The 20,128-nt window shown below is 71.9% G+C and carries 15 protein-coding genes; 6 read left to right on the top strand and 9 right to left on the bottom strand.

Going from position 1 to position 20,128, the window contains the following annotated elements:
• Nucleotides 1-49 precede the first annotated feature (49 nt).
• Nucleotides 50-2,179, top strand: a complete 2,130-nt coding sequence (locus tag ACWDY5_RS35890; protein WP_449726574.1) for a RecQ family ATP-dependent DNA helicase — start codon at nucleotides 50-52, stop codon at nucleotides 2,177-2,179.
• Here ACWDY5_RS35890 and ACWDY5_RS35885 read toward each other — a convergent pair whose 3' ends face one another.
• Nucleotides 2,180-3,439 (bottom strand): FAD-dependent oxidoreductase, encoded by a 1,260-nt coding sequence (locus tag ACWDY5_RS35885; protein ID WP_449726573.1) that lies wholly within the window; start codon nucleotides 3,437-3,439, stop codon nucleotides 2,180-2,182. It lies immediately after the preceding gene.
• 113 nt (nucleotides 3,440-3,552) lie between these two features.
• Here ACWDY5_RS35885 and ACWDY5_RS35880 point away from each other — a divergent pair, with 113 nt between their 5' ends.
• Nucleotides 3,553-4,179: a TetR/AcrR family transcriptional regulator gene (locus ACWDY5_RS35880; protein ID WP_449726572.1), complete on the top strand. Its 627-nt coding sequence runs from the start codon at nucleotides 3,553-3,555 to the stop codon at nucleotides 4,177-4,179.
• Here the strand turns inward: ACWDY5_RS35880 and proB are convergent.
• The 6 genes from proB to ACWDY5_RS35850 form a co-directional block, all read right to left on the bottom strand.
• A complete protein-coding gene (gene proB, locus ACWDY5_RS35875) occupies nucleotides 4,176-5,288 on the bottom strand; it encodes a glutamate 5-kinase (protein ID WP_449726571.1) in 1,113 nt (370 codons plus the stop codon). The two genes, ACWDY5_RS35880 and proB, sit on opposite strands and share 4 nt — an antisense overlap.
• 8 nt (nucleotides 5,289-5,296) lie before the next feature.
• Entirely contained in the window at nucleotides 5,297-6,769 is a 1,473-nt protein-coding gene (gene obgE, locus ACWDY5_RS35870) for a GTPase ObgE (RefSeq protein ID WP_449726570.1), read from the bottom strand.
• 107 nt (nucleotides 6,770-6,876) lie between these two features.
• Nucleotides 6,877-7,134, bottom strand: coding sequence for a 50S ribosomal protein L27 (gene rpmA / locus ACWDY5_RS35865; protein ID WP_185002165.1), 258 nt, complete (start codon nucleotides 7,132-7,134; stop codon nucleotides 6,877-6,879).
• Nucleotides 7,135-7,149: 15 nt separating this feature from the next.
• Nucleotides 7,150-7,458, bottom strand: a complete 309-nt coding sequence (rplU, locus tag ACWDY5_RS35860; RefSeq protein ID WP_185002164.1) for a 50S ribosomal protein L21 — start codon at nucleotides 7,456-7,458, stop codon at nucleotides 7,150-7,152.
• A gap of 218 nt (nucleotides 7,459-7,676) precedes the next feature.
• Nucleotides 7,677-10,448, bottom strand: a complete 2,772-nt coding sequence (locus ACWDY5_RS35855) for a translation initiation factor IF-2 N-terminal domain-containing protein (protein WP_449726569.1) — start codon at nucleotides 10,446-10,448, stop codon at nucleotides 7,677-7,679.
• A 187-nt stretch (nucleotides 10,449-10,635) separates the two neighbouring features.
• Nucleotides 10,636-11,397 carry a TIGR03936 family radical SAM-associated protein gene (locus ACWDY5_RS35850; protein ID WP_252486033.1) on the bottom strand — a complete coding sequence of 254 codons (762 nt, stop codon included), beginning with the start codon at nucleotides 11,395-11,397 and terminating at the stop codon, nucleotides 10,636-10,638.
• 247 nt (nucleotides 11,398-11,644) lie between these two features.
• Here ACWDY5_RS35850 and ACWDY5_RS35845 point away from each other — a divergent pair, with 247 nt between their 5' ends.
• The 3 genes from ACWDY5_RS35845 to ACWDY5_RS35835 all read left to right on the top strand — a co-directional run bounded on the left by ACWDY5_RS35845 (nucleotide 11,645) and on the right by ACWDY5_RS35835 (nucleotide 16,058).
• A complete protein-coding gene (locus ACWDY5_RS35845; RefSeq protein WP_449726587.1) occupies nucleotides 11,645-13,087 on the top strand; it encodes a S8 family peptidase in 1,443 nt (480 codons plus the stop codon).
• 94 nt (nucleotides 13,088-13,181) lie between these two features.
• Nucleotides 13,182-14,585 carry a S8 family peptidase gene (locus ACWDY5_RS35840; RefSeq protein WP_449726568.1) on the top strand — a complete coding sequence of 468 codons (1,404 nt, stop codon included), beginning with the start codon at nucleotides 13,182-13,184 and terminating at the stop codon, nucleotides 14,583-14,585.
• A 78-nt stretch (nucleotides 14,586-14,663) separates the two neighbouring features.
• A complete protein-coding gene (locus ACWDY5_RS35835; RefSeq protein ID WP_449726567.1) occupies nucleotides 14,664-16,058 on the top strand; it encodes a S8 family peptidase in 1,395 nt (464 codons plus the stop codon).
• 60 nt (nucleotides 16,059-16,118) lie between these two features.
• Here the strand turns inward: ACWDY5_RS35835 and ACWDY5_RS35830 are convergent, their stop codons facing one another.
• Nucleotides 16,119-18,083: a TIGR03960 family B12-binding radical SAM protein gene (locus ACWDY5_RS35830; protein WP_449726566.1), complete on the bottom strand. Its 1,965-nt coding sequence runs from the start codon at nucleotides 18,081-18,083 to the stop codon at nucleotides 16,119-16,121.
• Between the two features lie 139 nt (nucleotides 18,084-18,222).
• Between ACWDY5_RS35830 and ACWDY5_RS35825 the strand changes: the two genes are divergently transcribed.
• On the top strand, nucleotides 18,223-19,065 hold the full coding sequence (locus ACWDY5_RS35825) for a hypothetical protein (protein WP_449726565.1): 843 nt from the start codon (nucleotides 18,223-18,225) through the stop codon (nucleotides 19,063-19,065).
• Nucleotides 19,066-19,067: 2 nt separating this feature from the next.
• Here the strand turns inward: ACWDY5_RS35825 and ACWDY5_RS35820 are convergent, their stop codons facing one another.
• The gene (locus tag ACWDY5_RS35820; RefSeq protein WP_449726564.1) at nucleotides 19,068-19,901 is read right to left on the bottom strand and encodes an ABC transporter permease; all 834 of its coding nucleotides are present in this window, start codon (nucleotides 19,899-19,901) and stop codon (nucleotides 19,068-19,070) included.
• Nucleotides 19,902-20,128: the final 227 nt, after the last annotated feature.

Genomic DNA, 20,128 nt, shown 5'->3' with positions numbered 1-20,128 from the left:
GGGGCGGCATCAACTGAGTTCGCGGGGCCGCCGCGCCGCTGTCGGGGGCATGCGGCAGGGTGGGGGTGTGGACGAACAGGTCTTGCGCGAACTGGCCGAGGAACGCCTGAGAGCACTGGCGGGCCCGGAGGCCCGGCTGCGCGAGGACCAGTGGGCGGCGATCCGCGCGCTGGTGGTCGACCGCAGGCGCACGCTGGTGGTGCAGCGCACCGGCTGGGGCAAGTCGGCGGTGTACTTCGTGGCCACCGCGCTGCTGCGCGAGCTGGGCGAGGGCCCGACGGTGATCGTCTCGCCGCTGCTGGCCCTGATGCGCAACCAGGTCGCCGCGGCCGCGCGGGCCGGGGTGCAGGCGGCCACCATCAACTCGGCCAACGCGCAGGAGTGGAACACGGTGCAGGAGGCCGTCGCCATGGGCGAGGTCGACGTACTGCTGGTGAGCCCCGAACGGCTGAACAATCCCGACTTCCGTGACTCCGTGTTGCCAGAACTGGTGCAGGACACCGGCTTGCTGGTGGTGGACGAGGCGCACTGCATCTCCGACTGGGGCCACGACTTCCGCCCGGACTACCGCAGGCTGCGCACGCTCATCGGCGAGCTGCCCGAGGACATCCCGGTGCTGGCCACCACCGCCACCGCCAACGACCGGGTGGTGCACGACGTGGCCGAGCAGCTCGGCCTCGGCGACCAGCAAGCCCTGGTGCTGCGCGGGCCGCTGGACCGGGAGAGCCTGCGGCTGTCCGTGGTCCGGCAGCCGAACGCGGCGCAGCGGCTGGCCTGGCTGGCCAAGACCCTGCATGAGCTGCCCGGCTCCGGCATCGTCTACACGCTCACCGTGGCCGCGGCCACCGAGGTGTCGGCCTTCCTGCGCGAGCACGGGCACACCGTGGCCGCCTACTCCGGCCAGACCGACCCGGCCGAGCGGCAGCAGGCCGAGGAGGACCTGCTGGGCAACAAGGTCAAGGCGCTGGTCGCGACCTCCGCGCTGGGCATGGGTTTCGACAAGCCGGACCTCGGCTTCGTGGTGCACCTGGGCGCGCCGCAGTCGCCGATCGCCTACTACCAGCAGATCGGCCGCGCCGGTCGTGGGGTGCGGCGGGCCGAGGTGATCCTGTTGCCCGGGGCGGAGGACCGGGACATCTGGAACTACTTCGCCTCGATGGCCTTCCCGCCGGAAGCCCTGGTGCGCCAGCTGCTGGACACCCTGCAGTCCGCGGGCGGCACGCTGTCCACCGCGGCGCTGGAGCCCAGGGTGGAGCTGAGCCGCAGCAGGCTCGAGGTGGTGCTCAAGGTGCTCGACGTGGACGGCGCGGTGCGCCGGGTGCGCGGCGGCTGGGAGGCCACCGGGCAGGAGTGGCGCTACGAGGCCGACCGGTACGCCAGGGTGGCCAAGGCCCGCGAGGCCGAGCAGCAGGCGATGCTGGACTACCAGTCGACCACCGGCTGCCGGATGGAGTTCCTGCTCCGCCAGCTGGACGATCCGCAGGCCGCGCCGTGCGGGCGCTGCGACAACTGCACCGGCCAGAACTGGTCCGTCGAGGTGCCCGCGGAGGCGGTGGCCGAGGCCGGCGCGCGGCTGCGGCGGCCGGGGATCGAGCTGGCCCCGCGCAAGCAGTGGCCGACCGGCATGTCGGCCATGGGCATCGAGCTGAGCGGCCGGATCGCGGGCGAGGAGTCCGCCGAGACCGGGCGGGCGCTGGGCAGGCTCACCGACATCGGCTGGGGCAACCGGCTGCGCGGGATGTTCGCCGCCGGCGCGCCGGACGAGCCGGTCAGCGACGAGGTGTTCAACGCCTGCGTCACGGTGCTCGCCGACTGGAAGAACCACTGGTCGGCCCGCCCGGTCGGGGTGGTCGCGATCGAGTCCCGCACCCGTCCGCAGCTGGTGGCCAGCCTGACCAAGCGACTGGCCGCGATCGGCAGGCTGCCGTTCCTGGGCCGGGTCGCGGTGGACGCCGGGGTGCGCCGATCCGGCGCGAACAGCGCGCACCGGGTGGCCGGGCTCACCGCGGCGCTGCGGCTGCCCGACGACCTGGTCGCAAATCTGTCCACTGTGGACGGTCCGGTGCTGCTGGTTGACGACTTCACCGACTCCGGCTGGACCATGGCGGTGGCGGCCAGGCTGATCCGCCGCGCGGGCGCGAAGGGAGTGCTGCCGTTCGCGCTGGCCAGCACTAGCTGATCACCGGAACCGGCGCTTCAGCGGCGGCACCGCGGCCGCGGTGCGCAGCACGGTGCGGAACATGAGGCGGCCGAACCGGTTGGCGGAGACGAACTGGCCGGCCGCGCGCAGTGAGTCGCGCACGGCCTGGAAGCCGTAGTCGCGCATCTGGTGCTCGTAGTCGCCCACCGCGTCGAGCAGGCCGCGCTCACCGCGGTGCGCGGCGATCAGGTTGTGGCACAGCACGTTGGCGTCGCGCAGCGCGATGTTGGCGCCGATGCCGCGGAAGGGCGTCATGCTGTGGATGGCGTCGCCGATCAGGGTGATGTTGGTGGCAGGCCAGGGATCCACCGGCACTGAGGTGCGGATCGGCAGCAGGGACACCACCGCCAGGTCGGTCTCGGCGACCAGCCGCCGCAGCAGCGGGTGCCAGTCGCCGATCAGCTCGCCCGCCCGCGCGCGCAGCCCGGCGGGATCCAGTTCGGCCAGCCCGGACTCCTTGGTGGCCAAGGCCCACATCAGGTAGCTGCTGGTGTTGTCGAACAGCGCCGCGTCCACCGCGTAGGTCTCGTCGTTGCCGCCGATGCCGGTGACCCGGTCGCCGTCGAGCTCGTGCGGGGCCAGGAACATGCCGTGGTCCCTGGTCGCGGTGACCAGCTTGGGCCCGGCGAGCAGGAGCTCGGGCAGCCAGGCCCGGTTCGCCGGGGTCAGTGGCAGCTTGCCCACGATGCCGCGCACGCCGGTGTCCACCCGTCGCGCGTGCGGCAGGAACTGGCGGCGCACCTTGGAGTTGCCGCCATCCGCGCCCACCAGCAGGTCGGCGGTGGCGGTGCTGCCGTCGGCGAAGTGGCAGGTGACCTCGCCATCCGGCGCGCGCTGGTAGCGCTCGAACACCTTGCCGTGCCGGACGATCCCGTCCAGTCCGGCGGAGAGCACCTGGTGCAGGGTGATCCGGCTGGCCGAGTGGTGCGCGTCCTGCGGGGCGGGCGGTGTGGCCGGGCCGTCCAGTAGCAGCAACGGTTCCATGTTCTCGGTGAGGAACCCGAACCCGCCGCCGTCGCGGCCCGCGGTGTCCAGGAAGGCCTGCCAGATCTCCGGCGGCAGGCAGCCGTACAGCGCCCGCGCGCCCTCCGGGTGGATGTGCACCCGGTAGCCCTGCAACCGTTCGGTGCGCGAGGGCGAGCGCTCGTACACCGCCACCTCCACCCCAGCCCGGTGCAGGCCCTGGGCCAGGCACAACCCACCGGTCCCGCCGCCGACCACCGCGACTCGAAACGCCATGACCATCTCCCCACTCGTCGATCTCTCGGTGTCACCGATAATCAACCAGTTGGATGATTAAGTCAAACGACTGGCTGATTAGTCGGAGCGGAGTGATCGGTTACCGTGGCCGGGTGGCAGATCCGCAGGAGCCCCAGCGCAGGTCACGCCGCTCCCCCGCGGCGGGCGAGCGGCAGCGCGACGCCGAGCGCACCAAGGCCAAGATCGTGGCCGCGGCCATCACCGAGTTCTCCGCCAAGGGCTACGCCGCCGCCAGGGTCAGCGAGATCGCCGCCCGCGCCGGGGTGAACAAGCAGCTGATCTCCTACTACTTCGGCGGCAAGGAGGGCCTCTACCTGGAGGTCAACCGGAGCTGGGACACCGAGAGCAGGCCACTGGCCGCCCCCGGCCTGCCACTGACCGAGGTGGTCGCCGGGTTTGTCCGGCACAGCGGCCAGAACCGCGACTACGGCCGGATCATGGTGTGGGAGAACCTGTCCGAGGACTTCCCGGACGATCCGAACCAGCGTGAGTTCTTCCAGGCCAGGGTCGCCGAAATGCGCCGCCGCCAGGACGAGGGCGAGATTCCGGCCGACATCGACCCGGACTGCCTGCTGCTGGCCTTGATGGCGGCCGCCAGCGCCAGCCTCACCCTGCCCAGGGTGGCCAAGATGATCAGCGGCGAGGACCCGGACTCACCGGAGTTCACCGCCCGCTACGCCGAGCAGCTGACCAGGATCGTGCGCCACATCCAGGGTTAGAACGGCACCAGGTCATCGGCGTGCACGACCTCGCGCCGCTGCTCGGCTGGCAGCTCGTGGCTGGACCGGCCGATCAGCGCGGGCAGCTCAGCCGCGTCGAACCCGGCCACGCCCCTGGCCACCACGTGACCGCGCAGGTCCAGCAGCTCGACCACGTCCCCGGCCTCGAAGTCGCCGTCCACGCCGGTGATCCCGGCCGCCAGCAGCGAACGGCGGCGGCCGACCACCGCGGCCACCGCGCCGTCGTCCAGGTGCAGCCTGCCCGCCGCGCCCGCGGCGTGGCCGAGCCAGAACCGGCGGGCGGACAGGCGGGGTCCGGTGACCGCGAAGGCGGTGCCCACCTCGGCCGGACCGAGCGCGCGCGCCGCGTCGGCGGCCGCGGTCAGCAGCACCGGGATGCCGGCGGCCGAGGCCAGCCGGGCCGCGGCGAGCTTGGAGGCCATGCCCCCGGTGCCCAGGCCCGAACCGGCCGCGGTCACGTCGACACCGTCCACATCGGACGATCCGGCGATCTCGCGGATCAGCTGAGCCCCTGGCTGCTGGGGGTTCCTGTCATACAAACCGTCCACATCGGACAGTAAAACGAGCGCGTCCGCGCCGACCAGGTGCGCCACCAGCGCGGCCAGCCGGTCGTTGTCACCGAAGCGGATCTCGTCGGTGGCCACCGTGTCGTTCTCATTCACCACCGGCACCGCGCCCAGCGCGAGCAGCCGGTCGAAGGTGCGCTGCGCGTTGCGGTAGTGCGCGCGCCGCACCACGTCGTCCGCGGTGAGCAGCACCTGTCCGACCACCAGCCCGAAGCGGGCGAAGGAGGCGGTGTAGGCGTGCGCGAGCTGGAGCTGGCCGACGCTGGCCGCGGCCTGCTGGCTGGCCAGGTCCCTCGGCCGCCGCCGCAGCTGCAGCGGGGCCAGCCCGGCCGCGATGGCGCCGGAGGAGACCAGCACCACCTGGCTGCCCGCCCGCTGCCGGGTGGCCAGCGCCTCCACCAGGGCGTCCAGCCGCGCCGGATCCAGCCCGCCCTCGGCCGTGGTCAGGGAGGACGAGCCCACCTTGACCACGATCCGCCGGGCGGCCGCGATCTGGCTCCGCGCCTGCGACTGCGTTGCCACCGGAGTTCTCACTCCTTGTCGTCAGCTTCCTCGTCGCCGAAGTCCTCGACGTCGACCAGCCCGCGCCGGACCCGCTTGGCGTGCTTGCGCTCGGCCGCGCCGATCCGGTCGCTGGGCTCCAGCCGGGTGTCCGTGCCACGGCCGCTGGTCGGCCCCATCGCGGCCACGCCTGCCGGGGTGGAGGGCTCCCAGTCGAAGGTCATGTCGCCGATGGTGACCGGGCAGCCCGGCACCGCGCCCAGCTTGGCGATGGCCTCCTCGACACCCAGCCGGTTGAGCCGGTCGGCGAGGTAGCCGATGGCCTCGTTGTTGTCGAAGTTGGTCTGCCGCACCCAGCGCTCCGGCCGCTCGCCGCGGATGATGAAGCCGCCCTCCCGCTCCGGGTCCGCGACCACGGTGAAGTCCTTCTCGTCCACCGCCCGGGGACGCAGCACGATCCGGGTGGCTTCCTGCTTGGGCTGGGCGGCCCGGTAGGCCTGCACCTCGGCGGCCAGCGCGAAGCTCAGCTCGCGCAGGCCCTCGCGGGTGGCGGTGGAGACCGGGAACACCTTCAGGCCGCGCGCCTCGAACTCGGCGGTGACCATCTCGGCCAGCTCCCTGGCGTCCGGCACGTCGATCTTGTTCAGCACCACGATCCGGGGCCGGTCCTCGAGCTTGGTGCCCAGCGACGGGGTGTAGCGGGCCAGCTCGTTCTCCAGCGCGTCCACATCGGACACCGGGTCGCGGCCGGGCTCGAAGGTGGCACAGTCCACCACGTGCACCAGCACCGCGCAGCGTTCGATGTGCCGCAGGAAGTCCAGGCCGAGGCCCCGGCCCTCGCTCGCGCCGGGGATCAGGCCGGGCACGTCGGCCACGGTGTAGACGGTCTCGCCCGCGGTGACCACACCCAGGTTGGGCACCAGCGTGGTGAACGGGTAGTCAGCGATCTTGGGCCGGGCCGCGGACAGCACCGCGATCAGCGAGGACTTGCCGGCTGACGGGAAGCCGACCAGGCCGGCGTCGGCCACCGACTTGAGCTCCAGCACCAGGCTGCGGGTCTCGCCCGGCTCGCCCAGCAGCGCGAAGCCCGGCGCCTTGCGGGCCCGGTTGGCCAGCGCGGCGTTGCCCAGCCCGCCGCGGCCACCCTGGGCCGCGATCAGCCGGGTGCCCTCGCCGACCAGGTCCGCGACCACCTCGCCGTCCTCGGTCATCACCACGGTGCCGTCCGGCACGTGCAGCTCCAGGTCGGCGCCTGCCGCGCCGTCCTGGTGCGACCCCTTGCCGAACTTGCCGTTGCCCGCGCGGGCGTTGGGCCGGAAGTGGAAGTCCAGCAGCGTGTGCACGTTGCCGTCCACGACCAGCACGACATCGCCGCCACGGCCGCCGTTGCCACCGTCCGGTCCGCCGAGCGGCTTGAACTTCTCCCGGTGCACCGAGGCGCACCCGTTGCCGCCGTCACCGGCCGCCGCGTTGATCACCACGCGGTCGACGAACCGAGACACTGCTCCTCCAACTTTCCTGTACTGCCTGTACACGACGCGAGGGGCGGGCCGGATATTCCTCCGGCCGCGCCCCTCGCCAAGGTCGTGCTGTGTCTCGAGACGAAGCCTCAGGCCTCGACCGGGACGATGTTCACGGTCTTGCGACCACGCTTGATGCCGAACTTGACCGCACCGGCGGACAGCGCGAACAGCGTGTCGTCCTTGCCGCGGCCAACGTCCACACCCGGGTGGAACTTGGTGCCGCGCTGACGGATGAGGATCTCCCCGGCCTTGACGACCTGGCCACCGAAACGCTTCACGCCCAGGTACTGGGGGTTCGAGTCGCGGCCGTTACGGGAGCTGGATGCGCCCTTTTTATGTGCCATGGCTAGTCAGATCCCTTACTTCGCGATGCCGGTGACCTCGACCTTGGTCAGCCGCTGGCGGTGACCCTGGCGCTTGTGGTATCCGGTCTTGTTCTTGAACTTGTGAATGCGGATCTTGGGGCCCTTGGAGTGCTCCACGACCTTGCCGGTCACGGCGATCTTGCCCAGGGCGTTCGCGTCGGTGATGACGTCGTTGCCGTCCACGACGAGCAGCGCGGGGAACGAGACCTCAGCGCCCGGCTCGCCGGTCAGCTTCTCGACCTCGACGACGTCGCCGACAGCCACCTTGTACTGCTTGCCGCCGGTCTTGACAATCGCGTACATAGGTCCGGAAGTCTCCTGCTACTCGGTGTCGGTGTTTCCTCGCAGTCAGCACCCGGACCCACAGGTCCCAATCCTGACTGATCGGGCGCGCCTTACGCCCTGGGTGATGCTCCTGGGCGGGCTGCGCTTCATGACCGAAGGCCATGATTCAGCCCGCCTGACGGCGGGCCGTACATCAGGTTACGGCCCCGCCGTCAATCGGGTCAAACCGGGGTGGCTCAGCCCTCTTTGATGCCGGTCACGGGCGGGCCCGCGGCCCGTCGGACGGCTCGCCGGGGCTGGCGCCGCTTGGCGGTCGCGGGGACCGTCACCGGCTCCCGCTGCTCCTCGTGCTGACCGCCGTGACCGTTGAGCGCTGCGCCCGCGGGCTCCTGGGCGGCCACCGCGGGCTGCTCAGGGGCCTGCTCGGCCGCCGGGGCGGGCTGCTCGGCCTTGGCGGCTTCGCGCTTGGACTCCCGCCGCTTGGCGGACTCCTTCTTGGCCGGCTCGGCCTTGGCCTGCTCCGGCCGCTCCGCCTCGCTCTTGGCGGGCGCGGTGCGCTCGGTCTCGGCCTGCGGCGTGGTCACCGGCGCGGTCTCGATGTGCGTCTCGGCGGCGACCTCGGCCGCGGGCTGGTCCTGCCCACCGCCGCGGTTGCGCTGCCGGGACCGGCGGCCTTCCTTGCCGGAACCAGCGCCTGCGCCGGACCCCGAGCCGGAGCCCCCGCTGGGCGCACCAGCCGCGGCCCCGTTGCCATTCCCGTTGCCGTTGCCGTTACCGCTCTTGCCGTTGCCGTTCTTGGCCCCGCCGTTGCCGCCGCCGTGCGAGTGCAGCGGCTCGGTGGAGACCACCAGGCCACGCCCACGGCAGTGCTCACAGGTGGCGCTGAAGGCCTCCAGCAGCCCGGTGCCGACCCGCTTGCGGGTCATCTGCACCAGGCCGAGCGAGGTGACCTCGGCCACCTGGTGCCGGGTGCGGTCCCGCCCGAGGCACTCGGTGAGCCTGCGCAGCACCAGGTCGCGGTTGGACTCCAGCACCATGTCGATGAAGTCGACCACGATGATGCCGCCCACGTCCCGCAGCCGGAGCTGGCGGACGATCTCCTCGGCCGCCTCCAGGTTGTTGCGGGTCACCGTCTCCTCGAGGTTGCCGCCCGACCCGGTGAACTTGCCGGTGTTCACGTCGATCACGGTCATCGCCTCGGTGCGGTCGATGACCAGGTAACCGCCGGAGGGCAGCCAGACCTTGCGGTCCAGCGCCTTGGTGATCTGCTCGGTGATCCGGTGCTCGGTGAACACGTCGTTGGCACCCACGTGCTTGCGCAGCCGGGAGGCCAGGTCGGGAGCCACGTGCTGCACGTAGTTCTCGATCACCTCGCCCGCCTGGGCGCCCTGCACGATCAGCGCGGAGAAGTCCTCGGTGAACAGGTCGCGGATGACCTTGATCAGCAGGTCCGGCTCCTCGTAGAGCAGCTGGGGGGCCTGCGCCTTGGGCACGTCCGCCTTCTCCTTGATGATCTCCCACTGCGCACGCAGCCTGCCGACGTCACGGCCGAGGGCGTCCTCGCTGATGCCCTCCGAGGCGGTCCGGATGATCACACCGGCGTCCTCGGGCACGATCCGCTTGAGGATGTCCTTGAGGCGCTTGCGCTCGGTGTCGGGGAGCTTGCGGCTGATGCCGGTGGCCCCGCCGCCCGGCACGTAGACCAGGAAGCGGCCCGGCAGGCTGATCTGGGTGGTCAGCCGGGCGCCCTTGTGCCCGACCGGGTCCTTGGTGACCTGCACCAGCACGCTGTCGCCGGTGGAGAGCGCCTGCTCGATCTTGCGCGCCTTGCCCTCCAGCCCGGCGGCGTCCCAGTCGACCTCACCGGCGTAGAGCACCGCGTTGCGGCCCTTGCCGATGTCGACGAAGGCGGCCTCCATGCTGGGCAGCACGTTCTGCACCCGGCCGAGGTAGACGTTGCCGACCAGCGAGCCGCTGCCGGAGGAGGTCACGAAGTGCTCGACGAGCACCCCGTCCTCCAGCACCGCGATCTGGATCCGGTCCTCGCGCTCGCGGACCACCATCTTGCGGTCCACCGCCTCGCGGCGGGCGAGGAACTCGGCCTCGGACAGGATCGGCGCGCGGCGGCGACCGGCCTCCCGGCCGTCCCTGCGGCGCTGCCGCTTGGCCTCCAGCCGGGTCGAGCCCTTGACGCTGCGCACCTCGTCGTCGGAGGACAGCGGTCCGGGCGGGGCGTCCTGGCGGTTCTCCCGCACCTCGCGGACGTGCACCACGGTGTTCGGCGGGTCGTCGGCGCGCGGCGAGGGCTCGTCCTCGCCACCGGCCTTGCGGCGACGGCGACGGCGACGGCGGCGGGTGCCCCCGGCCTCGTCGTCCTCGTCGTCGTCCTCGGCCACCGGCTCCTCGGCCGACGCGGCGGGCTGCTCGTTCTCCTCCAGCCCGTCCTCGTCCTCGCCGTCCTCGGCGGCGCCACGGCCACGACCACGGCCCCTGCGGCCACGGCGACGGCGACGGCGGTTGCCCGCCTCGTCGTCGTCGGCGTCGCCACCGGCGTGCTCGTCGTGCTGGTCCTCGTCCTCGGCCTCAGGCTCCTCAGCGGGCGCGGCCACCGGCTCCGGCGCCCGCTTGCGGGCAGGCGCGGGAGCGGGCTGGGTCGGGGCCATGAACAGCGGCTGCGGCGCGGCGAAGACCGGGGCGAGCGGGGCCGCTACCGGCTCCGGCTCGGCCTCGGCGACCGGCGCGTCCAGCGTCGTGTCGTCGAGGTCGACCTGGTCTTCGTCGGGCAGCAGCGCTTCGGCGACCCGTTCGGCCACGTCCCTGCTGATGCTGGACTGGGCACTGCGCACGGTCTCGCCGAGCTGCTCGAGCGTCGCCATGACGTCCCGAGAGCTGGCGCCGAGCAACTTGGCCAGCGCGTGTACCCGCAGCTTGGGGGGCAGACCTGCCAGTTCCCCGGATGCGGTGCTATCCCCGCCGGTGTGGCCGGCAGGGCTTTCCATGTTCGACATGCAGCTCCTCCGCCCCCGGGCGCGTCCAACTCGGACGCGGCCGCGCAGGGGCCTTTCTGTTCAGTCACCGCCGCGCCGCTTGGGCAGCCCGGCAGGAATCCTCCACAACCCCCTGTGTCCCCGCACGTGTGTCCGGGCGCCAGGCGGTCAGGTCATTTGACGACGTTCTGCGCCGTCTTCCACTGACCTACCGCGGTGCGTCGAGCACCGGCGGGGTTGCCTCCCGGTCAGGGGCGAGCGGATCAGTGAGGTCACCGCGGTCGTCAAGCCGTCCTTGGGCCAGTCGGCTCGCTTTCGCGGGTACCGGTGACACGAGGTCGGCGACGACGCGCAGCGCGCTCAGCACGTCATCCGGCCGGACGGTAGGTGTTGTCTGCCGTACGACCGCTGTGAGTATCCCACACCGAAGGCCGGGTTGCGGCCCATCACCCACATGGGTGGTTGTCGTCTCAACTTCCGAATCCACTCGAAGATCGACCACCGCGGCCCTGGCGTCGATCATCCGGCGGCCGTCCTTGGTCAGCCGTTCGACCTCGACCACGTCCCTGGCCAGCAGTTCCTCGGCCGCCTTCGCCAGCTCGGCCGGGTCCACCCCGGCCAGCTCGATCCGCCACCGGCTGGCCTCGATCCGCTCCGGCAAAGTGCCCGGACCAGCTTCGACGGCCTCCAGCACGTCCAGTCCGGGCGGCAGCGCCGCGTCCAGCTCGGCGCGCAGCACCTCCGGGTCGACCCGCTGCACCACCTGGATCTCCACGTACTCCGCCTCGCTGGCCACCCCGGTCGGCGCGGCGCCGATCCAGGAGACCTTCGGGTGCGGGCTGAAGCCCTGCGAGTAGGCCATCGGCACCCCGGCCCGCCGGAGCGCGCGCTCGAAGGCGCGAGCGACGTCACGGTGTGAGGTGAAACGCAGCCTGCCCCGTTTGGCGTAGCGCAGGCGCAGCTTCTGCACCGCGGACGCGGAGGGGTTGGGCTGGTGCTGAGTGGACAGGTCTGCTCCTCGGGCGGGCTGTTGCGGTCTGACTGGTCGAAGAGGCTACCGGCCCAAGCCGGTCGACACGCTTGTCTGGCCGGTCCACCATGGCTACCGTCCGGGCGGAATCGGTAAGTGGGCACCCCCGAGAAGCCCCAATTGCCGAGACGACGAACACGATGACGGAGGTCCCCCCGTGCCTCTGCCCCTACGTGTCCGGTTGAGCGTGTCCCTGCTGGCCGCGCTGACCGGGGCCGGGCTGGTCACCGTGCCCGCTGGCGCCACCCCCGAGGCGCCGGAGCGGGCCGGTGAGTCGGCCGCGCCCTGCCGGACTGGGCTGACGCTGCGCTACCTGGTGCTCTTCGACGCGGGCACCGCGCCCGCCGAGGCGGACGCCCAGGTCAAGACGCATTGCGGCAGCACGATCGCCTACTACCCGGAGATCGGGGTCGCGGTGGCCACCGCGGCCGATCCGGACTTCGTCAGCCGGATCGGCGCCGACCGCGCGGTGAGCGCGGAGGCGCAGATCAGGGCCGCGCGCAAGAAGTCGCCGGCCCGCGGCCCGGCAGGCCCCCGGCTGGCACTGGCCCCTGACCGGCGCCCGGCCGGCGCGGACCGCGCCGACGAGCAGTGGGACATGGCCGCGATCCGCGCGGACAAGGCCAACCAGATCGCGCTGGGCAGCAAGGACGTGCTGGTCGGCGTGCTCGACTCCGGCATCGACGCCGAGCACCCCGACTTGGCGGGCGCGGTCGACCCGGCCGCCTCCGCGAGCTGTCTCACCGGCCGGGCTGACCAGCGGCGTTCCGCCTGGCTGCCCACCGAGTCCCCGCACGGCACGCACGTGGCCGGGACCATCGCCGCGGCCAAGGACGGCAAGGGCATCACCGGTGTCGCGCCCGGGGTGCGGCTGGCCTCGGTGAAGGTCGTCGAGGACGACGGCTACGTCTACCCGGAGTCGGTGGTCTGCGGTTTCATGTGGGCTGCGGCCAAGGGCATGCGGGTGGTCAACAACAGCTTCCTGGTCGACCCGTGGGTGCTGACCTGCCGGGACCGCACTGGTCAGCGGGTCGTGCACGAGGCGGTCAGCCGTGCGGTGCGCTACTCGGTCGGCCGGGGCGTGCTCGCGGTGGCCGCGGTCGGCAACGACGCGGTGGACCTGGCCAACCCCGGTGCGACCGCGGCCAAGCTCGGGCTGCCCGGCGGCCGGGTGGACAACCGGTGCGAGGCGCTGCCCGCCGAGTTACGCGGCGTGGTCGCGGTGTCCTCGGTCGGCGCGGAGTCGGTCAAGGCCAGCTACAGCTCCTACGGCCTGGGTGTGGCGCAACTCACCGCGCCCGGCGGTGACCACCGGCAGACCCCGCAGGGCGCGGAGAACGGCTGCGTGTTGTCCACGGTCCCGCACGGCGGTTACGGCTACCTGTGCGGCACCTCGATGGCGACCCCGCACGTGACTGGGGTGGCCGCGCTGCTGGCCTCCCGCTACCGCTCGGCGACCCCGGCTCAGCTGACCAGGCTGCTCGGCCAGCAGGCGGTCTCGCTGGCCTGCCCAGCCGACTACGACCTGAACTCCGACGGCGCGCAGGACGCCACCTGCAACGGCTACGCCGGCTACAACGGCTTCTACGGCCACGGCATGGTCGACGCGCTCGCCGCGGTCCGGGACTGACCCCCGAACGGCTCGAGTTTCCGCGCGGCTCTGGGAAAGCAGGGTGCACCGTGATCAACTGTGCCCGTTTTTCCACGCTCGCGAGGAGGTTCGGATGTCGAAGCTCGGCCGCCTGGGGGCGGCGACGCTGGCCGTGACGACCGGGGCGGTGCTGCTGGCCGCCGCACCGGCCGCGGGAGCCGCGCCGGCCGGAACGCCGTGCGCCACCACCGGCACGTCGTACCAGTACGTGGTGGTGGGCAGGCCGCACACCAGGGAAGCCAAGGTGCGGCGGGAGATCACCGGCAACTGCGGGACCCTCGACCACTACTACCCGGAGATCGGCGTGGCGGTGGCCACCTCGGCGGACCCGTCCTTCGACCGGCGGGTCGGCCTGGACAAGGCCTACAGCGCGAAGAAGGCCAAGGACGCGCTGGGCGGTCTCGGTCGCAGCCGGGTCGAGAAGCTGGAGACCCTGCGCTCCACCGTTGCCGCTGATGAGGACTTGTCCGCGCAGTCCTGGGACATGCGCGCGATCAAGGCCGACCAGGCCAACAAGGTCAACCCCGGCTCGCGGGCCGTGGTGGTCGGCGTGCTCGACTCCGGCGTCGACCCGAAGCACCCCGACCTGGTCAAGGCGCTGGACCCGAAGCTGTCCGCGGGCTGTGAGACCGGCAAGCCGGTCAACGAGGTCGGGGCCTGGTCGCCGCTGGGCTCCGCGCACGGTACGCACGTCGCGGGCACCATCGCCGCCGCTGACGACGGCAAGGGCATCACCGGCGTCGCGCCCGGCGTGCGGCTCGCCTCGGTCCGGGTGATCAACGACGAGGGCATGATCTACCCGGAGTCCGCGGTCTGCGGGTTCATGTGGTCGGCGGCGAAGAAGTTCACCCTGACCAACAACAGCTGGTTCGCCGACCCGTTCTTCTTCTGGTGCCAGGACAAGCCGGGCGAGCAGGTCGGCTTCGAGGCCATCCGCCGCGCGGTCGCCTACGCGCACCGCGCGCAGGTGCTCACCGTCGCGGCCGCGGGCAACTTCGCGCTGGACCTGACCAACCCGACTTCCGACCCGGCCGCCGAGCACCCGGTGGACCGCAAGTGCAAGCTGCTGCCCGGTGGCCTGCCCGGTGTGGTGTCGGTGTCCGCCACCGGCTACGACGGCTCGCTGTCCAGCTTCAGCGACTACGGCCGCGAGGCGATCACGGTGAGCGCGCCCGGCGGTGACTTCTCCCCCGAGCCGCCGCCCGGCCAGGGCCCCGGCTGCCCGCTCTCCACGGTGCCCGGTGGTCAGTACGGGTCGATGTGCGGCACCTCGATGGCCTCCCCGCACGCGGCGGGCGTGGCCGCGCTGATCGCCTCCAGGCTGCCCTGGCGGTCCGCGGACCACCTGCGGTTCCTGCTGGCCGCCGAGGCCGACCCGAAGCCCTGCCCAAGCGGTGACGAGCGCTGCACCGGCTCCCGCTTGAACAACTCGTTCTTCGGGTCCGGGCAGGTCAACGCGCTGCGCGCGGTCCGCTGAGCCATCCGGCCGCTGCGCCGGTCGGTCTCCGCCTTCTAGGTTCCTTCTCCGGAAGAGTCACCTAGTTGGGGAGGCAGTGTGTCGGCTACACGTCGATGGACCACCGCATTGGCGGCGACGGCCTTGATCGGCGGCGCGCTGGGGGCGACCCCGGCCGCCGCCGATCCGGCCGGAGCGCCCTGTGACCCCAGCGGCACCAGCTACCGGCATGTCGTGCTGTTCACCCCTGGCACGCCGGAGTGGGCGGCGACCAGGGAGATCACCCGGAAGTGCGGCAGCACGGACGCCTACTACCGGGAGATCGGCGTCGCGGTGGCCACCTCGGCCGACCCGAGCTTCGAGTCCCGGTTCACCCTGGAACGCGCCTACAGCGCCGAGAAGGCCGCCAAGAGCATCGCCGCGCGCTCCCGGATGGTGGAGACCACCGCGGAGGTCAGCGCCCGCGGTGCGGCCGAGGACCTCTCGCCGCGGTCCTGGGACATGCGCCAGATCAAGGCCGACGAGGCCAACAAGATCAACCCCGGTTCCCGGCGAGTCGTGGTCGGCGTGCTCGACTCCGGCGTGGACGCCGACCACCCCGACCTGAAGGCCGCGGTCGACCCCGCGCTCTCCGCGGGCTGCACCACCGGCCGCGCGGACCAGGACAAGCCCGCCTGGATGCCGAGCAACTCCTCGCACGGCACGCACGTGGCGGGCACCATCGCCGCGGCCAAGGACGGACAGGGCATCACCGGCGTCGCGCCCGGTGTGCGGCTGGCCTCGGTGAAGGTGGTCAACGACGACGGCATGATCTACCCGGAGTCCGCGGTGTGCGGGTTCATGTGGGCGGGCGCCAAGGGCTTCGAGGTCACCAACAGCAGCTGGTTCATGGACCCGTGGATGTTCTGGTGCAAGGACGTGGCGGGCGAGAAGGTCGGGCACGAGGCGGTCCGGCGCGCGATCGCGTACTCGGTGCGCAAGGGCTCGCTGCACGTGGCCGCGGTCGGCAACAGCGCGGTCGACCTGGCCAACACCACCAAGGACCCGGCCAAGCCGCACCCGGTGAACGAGAACTGCGACGAGGCGCCGGCCGAGTTCGCCGGGGTGGTCGGGGTTTCGGCCACCGGGTACGCGAAGAAGCTCTCCGGCTACTCCAGCTACGGCAAGGGCGTGGTGGACGTGACCGCGCCGGGTGGCGACGGCGCGCAGCCGCCACCCGCCGGTGAGGGCTCGGGCTGCCCGCTGTCCACGCTGCCGGGTGGCCGCTACGGCACCGCCTGCGGCACCTCGATGGCCTCGCCGCACGCGGCCGGCGTGGCCGCGCTGCTGGCCTCGAAGTACCGGGGCGCGCCGCCGCAGGCGCTGACCTGGCTGCTGGGGCACCAGGCGGACGAGCTGTCCTGCCCGGCTGGTGACGCCCGGTGCACCGGCGCGGCCAAGGACAACGCGTTCTTCGGCAAGGGCCTGGTGAACGCGCTCAAGGCAGTCAGCTAGCCGATGCCAAAGGCCCCGGTTCTCCTTGTCTGACAAGGGAACCGGGGCCTTCGTGTTGGCTCAGCCCTGGCTGAACGCCGGGTTGCGCACCGGGCTGCCGGTGCCGACCGGGGTGATCGGCAACAGCACCTTGCCGGTCGGGCCGACCTGGATGTCGGTGTTCATCGCCGGGCACACGCCGCAGTCGAAGCACGGGGTCCAGCGGCAGTCGTCCTGCTCACGCTCGTCGAGCGCGTCCTGCCAGTCCGACCACAGCCATTCCTTGTCCAGGCCCGAGTCGAGGTGGTCCCAGGGCAGGACCTCCAGCTCCTCGCGTTCCCTGGTGGTGTACCAGGCCAGGTCGAGGCCTACCTGCTCCAGCTCGACCTTGGCGGCGTCCACCCAGCGGTCGTAGGAGAAGTGCTCGCCCCAGCCGTCGAACTGGCCGCCCTCGCGCCACACCCGCTCGATCACCCGGCCCAGCCTGCGGTCACCCCTGGAGAGCAGTCCCTCGATCAGCGCGGGCTTGCCGTCGTGGTACCGCATGCCGATGTTGCGGCCGATCGAGCGGTCGGTGTTGATCTCGTCGCGGAGCTTGCGCAGCCGGTCGTCCACGGTGTCCGGATCGCACTGCGCGGCCCACTGGAACGGGGTGTGCGGCTTGGGCACGAACCCTCCGATGGAGATCGTGCAGCGGATGTCCTTGCGCCCGGACGCCACCCGCCCGGCCTTGATGACCTCCTTGGCCATCCGGGCGATCTGCAGCACGTCCTCGTCGGTCTCGGTGGGCAGGCCGCACATGAAGTACAGCTTCACCTGCCGCCAGCCGTTGGCGTAGGCGGTGCTGACGGTGCGGATGAGGTCTTCCTCCGACACCATCTTGTTGATCACCTTGCGCAGCCGCTCGCTACCGCCCTCCGGGGCGAAGGTGAGCCCGGAGCGGCGGCCGTTGCGGGAGAGCTCGTTGGCCAGGTCGACGTTGAAGGCGTCCACCCTGGTGCTGGGCAGGCTCAGCCCGGTCTTGGTGCCCTCGTAGCGGTCCGCGAGGCCCTTGGTGACCTCGGCGATCTCGGAGTGGTCCGCGCTGGAGAGGGACAGCAGGCCGACCTCTTCGAAGCCGGTGCTGGCCAGTCCGCGCTGCACCATCGCGCCGATGCCCTCGATGGAGCGTTCCCGCACCGGGCGGGTGATCATGCCGGCCTGGCAGAACCGGCAGCCGCGGGTGCAGCCGCGGAAGATCTCCACGCTCATCCGTTCGTGCACGCTCTCGGCCAGCGGGACCAGCGGCTGCTTCGGGTACGGCCACTCGTCGAGCTCCATCGTGGTCCGCTTGAACACCCGGTAGGGCACCCGGTCGCGGTTGGGCACCACGCGCTGGATCCGGCCGTCTGGCAGGTACTCCACGTCGTAGAACCGCGGGATGTACACCCCGCCGGTCTCGGCGAGCCTGGTCAGCACCTCGTCCCGGCCGCCGGGGCAGCCCTCGGCCTTCCAGGTGCGGATGATGTCGGTGACCTCGAGCACCGCCTCCTCGCCGTCGCCGAGCACGGCGGCGTCCAGGAAGTCGGCGATCGGCTCCGGGTTGAACGCCGCGTGCCCGCCGGCCAGCACGATCGGGTGGTCCTCGGTGCGGTCCTTCGCGTGGATCGGGATCCCGGCCAGGTCCAGCGCGTTGAGCAGGTTGGTGTAGCCCAGCTCGGTGGCGAAGCTGACCCCGAGCACGTCGAAGGCGCCGACCGGCCGGTGCCCGTCCACGGTGAACTGCGGCACGCCGTTCTCGCGCATCAGCTTCGCCAGGTCGGGCCAGATGGCGTAGGTGCGCTCGGCGAGCACGTCAGGCTGCTCGTTGAGGATCTCGTAGAGGATCATGATGCCCTGGTTGGGCAGGCCGACCTCGTAGGCGTCCGGGTACATCAGGCACCACCGGACCACGGCCTCTTCCCAGGGCTTGACGGTGGCGTTCAGCTCCCCGCCGACGTACTGGACGGGCTTGGACACCTGCGGAAGCAGCGGTTCAAGCTGGGGGAAGACAGACTGCACACTCACGCGACCAGGGTAACGCCCATCGGCCCGTGCCTCCGCCCGGCCAATCCCAAGATCGCTACTTATCCACAAGTGACCAGTTGTCCACAGCCCGGCCGACACCCGCTGGCCCCACCCACCACCACCCGGCCAAGCTGCCCTCATGCCCGCCCACAACACCGCCACCACCACCCCGAACGGCCTCCTCCCCCGCCCGCTTGACCTCTCCGGCGCACGCCGCGGCGGCCATCCGCCCCGAGGCCCGCACGGGTGCCACCAGGAAGTCCGCCCGACCCCTCGCCTGCGCGCCCGCGCGGCCCTGCTGGCCACCGGCACCAGGACCGCGGTGGCCAGCCACCACACCGCCGCCCGCCTGCACGGCCTCGTCCTGCCCTCGACCGAGGGCCCGGAGCACGTCACCGTCCCCCGCACATACCGCTACCTGCGAAGACACGACCTGCGCTCGCACACCCGCACCCTGCCCGACCACCACGTCACCAGGGTCAACGGGCTGCCCTGCACCACCGTGCCCAGAACGGTCCTGGACCTGGCCCGCGAGCTCCCCCGGTTACCCGCCATCTGGCTCATCGAGGACGCCCTGCACCGCCGCCTGGTCACCCGCCCCGACCTGGAGACCTGCCTGGCCGAACTGCCCCGCTCCCCCGGCGACCGCGACCTGCGCGCGCACCTGGCCGCCGCCACCGGCACGACGGGCACGTTCCTCCAGTGCGCGGCCAGGATCGCCCTCGCCGACGCCGACCTGCCCCCGTTCACCCCGAGCTACGACCTGGTCGCCGACGGCGTCACCCTGTGCACGGCCGACGGCGCCTACCCGGAACACCGGCTCGCCCTGGAGTTCCAGGACCCGGCCCGCGCCCCGCACTGGCGCTGGCTACCCCTCGGCTGGCGCCTCAGGACCTTCACCTGGCGCGACCTGGTGCACGAGCCCGCCCGCTTCACCACCGCGGTCAGCGAGCACCTGAGCGCCCGTCAGGAACCGGACTGAGCTCATCGCAGCAGCAGCTTGTCCAGCCGCCGGGTGGTCACCCACATGCCCACCGCCGCGATCACCACGAAGTACCCGAGGTGGCCCAGCATGCCGATGCCGACGTGCCCCGTGGTGAGTCCGCGCATCAGCTCGACCGCGCGGTAGAGCGGCAACCACTCCACGATCCACTGGAGCGGCCGGGGGTAGACCGACAGCGGGTAGAAGGTGCTGCAGAACAGGAACATCGGCAGGATCGCCAGCTGCACCAGGTCGAAGTCCTGCCAGGACCGCATGAACGTGGTGCAGGCCATGCCGGCCGCGGCGAAGGCGAAGGCCACGAACAGGGCCACCGGCAGCGCCAGCAGCGCCCACGGCGAGGAGATGAGGTCCATGCCCAGCATCACCAGCAGGAACCCGGCGGAGTACAGCCCACCGCGGATCACCGCCCAGGTGATCTCCCCGACCGCGACGTCCAGCGGCCCGAGCGAGGTGGCCAGCACCGCGTCGTAGAGCTTGGCGTACTTGAGCTTGAAGAAGACGTTGTAGGTGGCGTCGTTGATGGCGCCGTTCATCGCCGAGGAGGCCAGCAGCGCGGGCGCGAGGAACATCGCGTAGTCCATCGGCTGCCCGTCCGGACCGGCCACCTGCCCCACCATGCTGCCGAAACCGACGCCCAGCGAGAGGAGGAAGAACAGTGGTTCCAGTACGCCTGACACCAGGTTGAGCCAGGACCGCCGGTTCACCAGCAGCGCCCGCTCGACCATCATCCGGCCCCGCCCGGCGTAAAGCCCCGCGGGCAGGATGCGCAACAGCGGCCCAGCCGACCGCTCGGCCACCGGGTGCCCACCGGCCAAGCGCTCACCAACCAGCAGGCCCCCACCCGCCCGGTCACCAGCCGCGCGACCACTGCCCCGGCCGTCGCCGGTCCGGTGGCCACTGCCGCTCGGCTGCTCGCCACTGGCCCGGGTGTCGCCAGCCGTGCGGTCACTCCCGCCCGACTGCGCGCCACCAACCCGGGTGTCGCCGGTCGCGTGGCCACTCCCACTCGACTGCGCACCACCGGTCCGGGCGTCACCGGTCA

The sequence above is a fragment of the Crossiella sp. NPDC003009 genome, assembly GCF_053591555.1.
The sequence above is the reverse complement of the archived record's forward strand: the minus strand, read 5'-3'. Positions and strand labels throughout refer to the sequence as shown.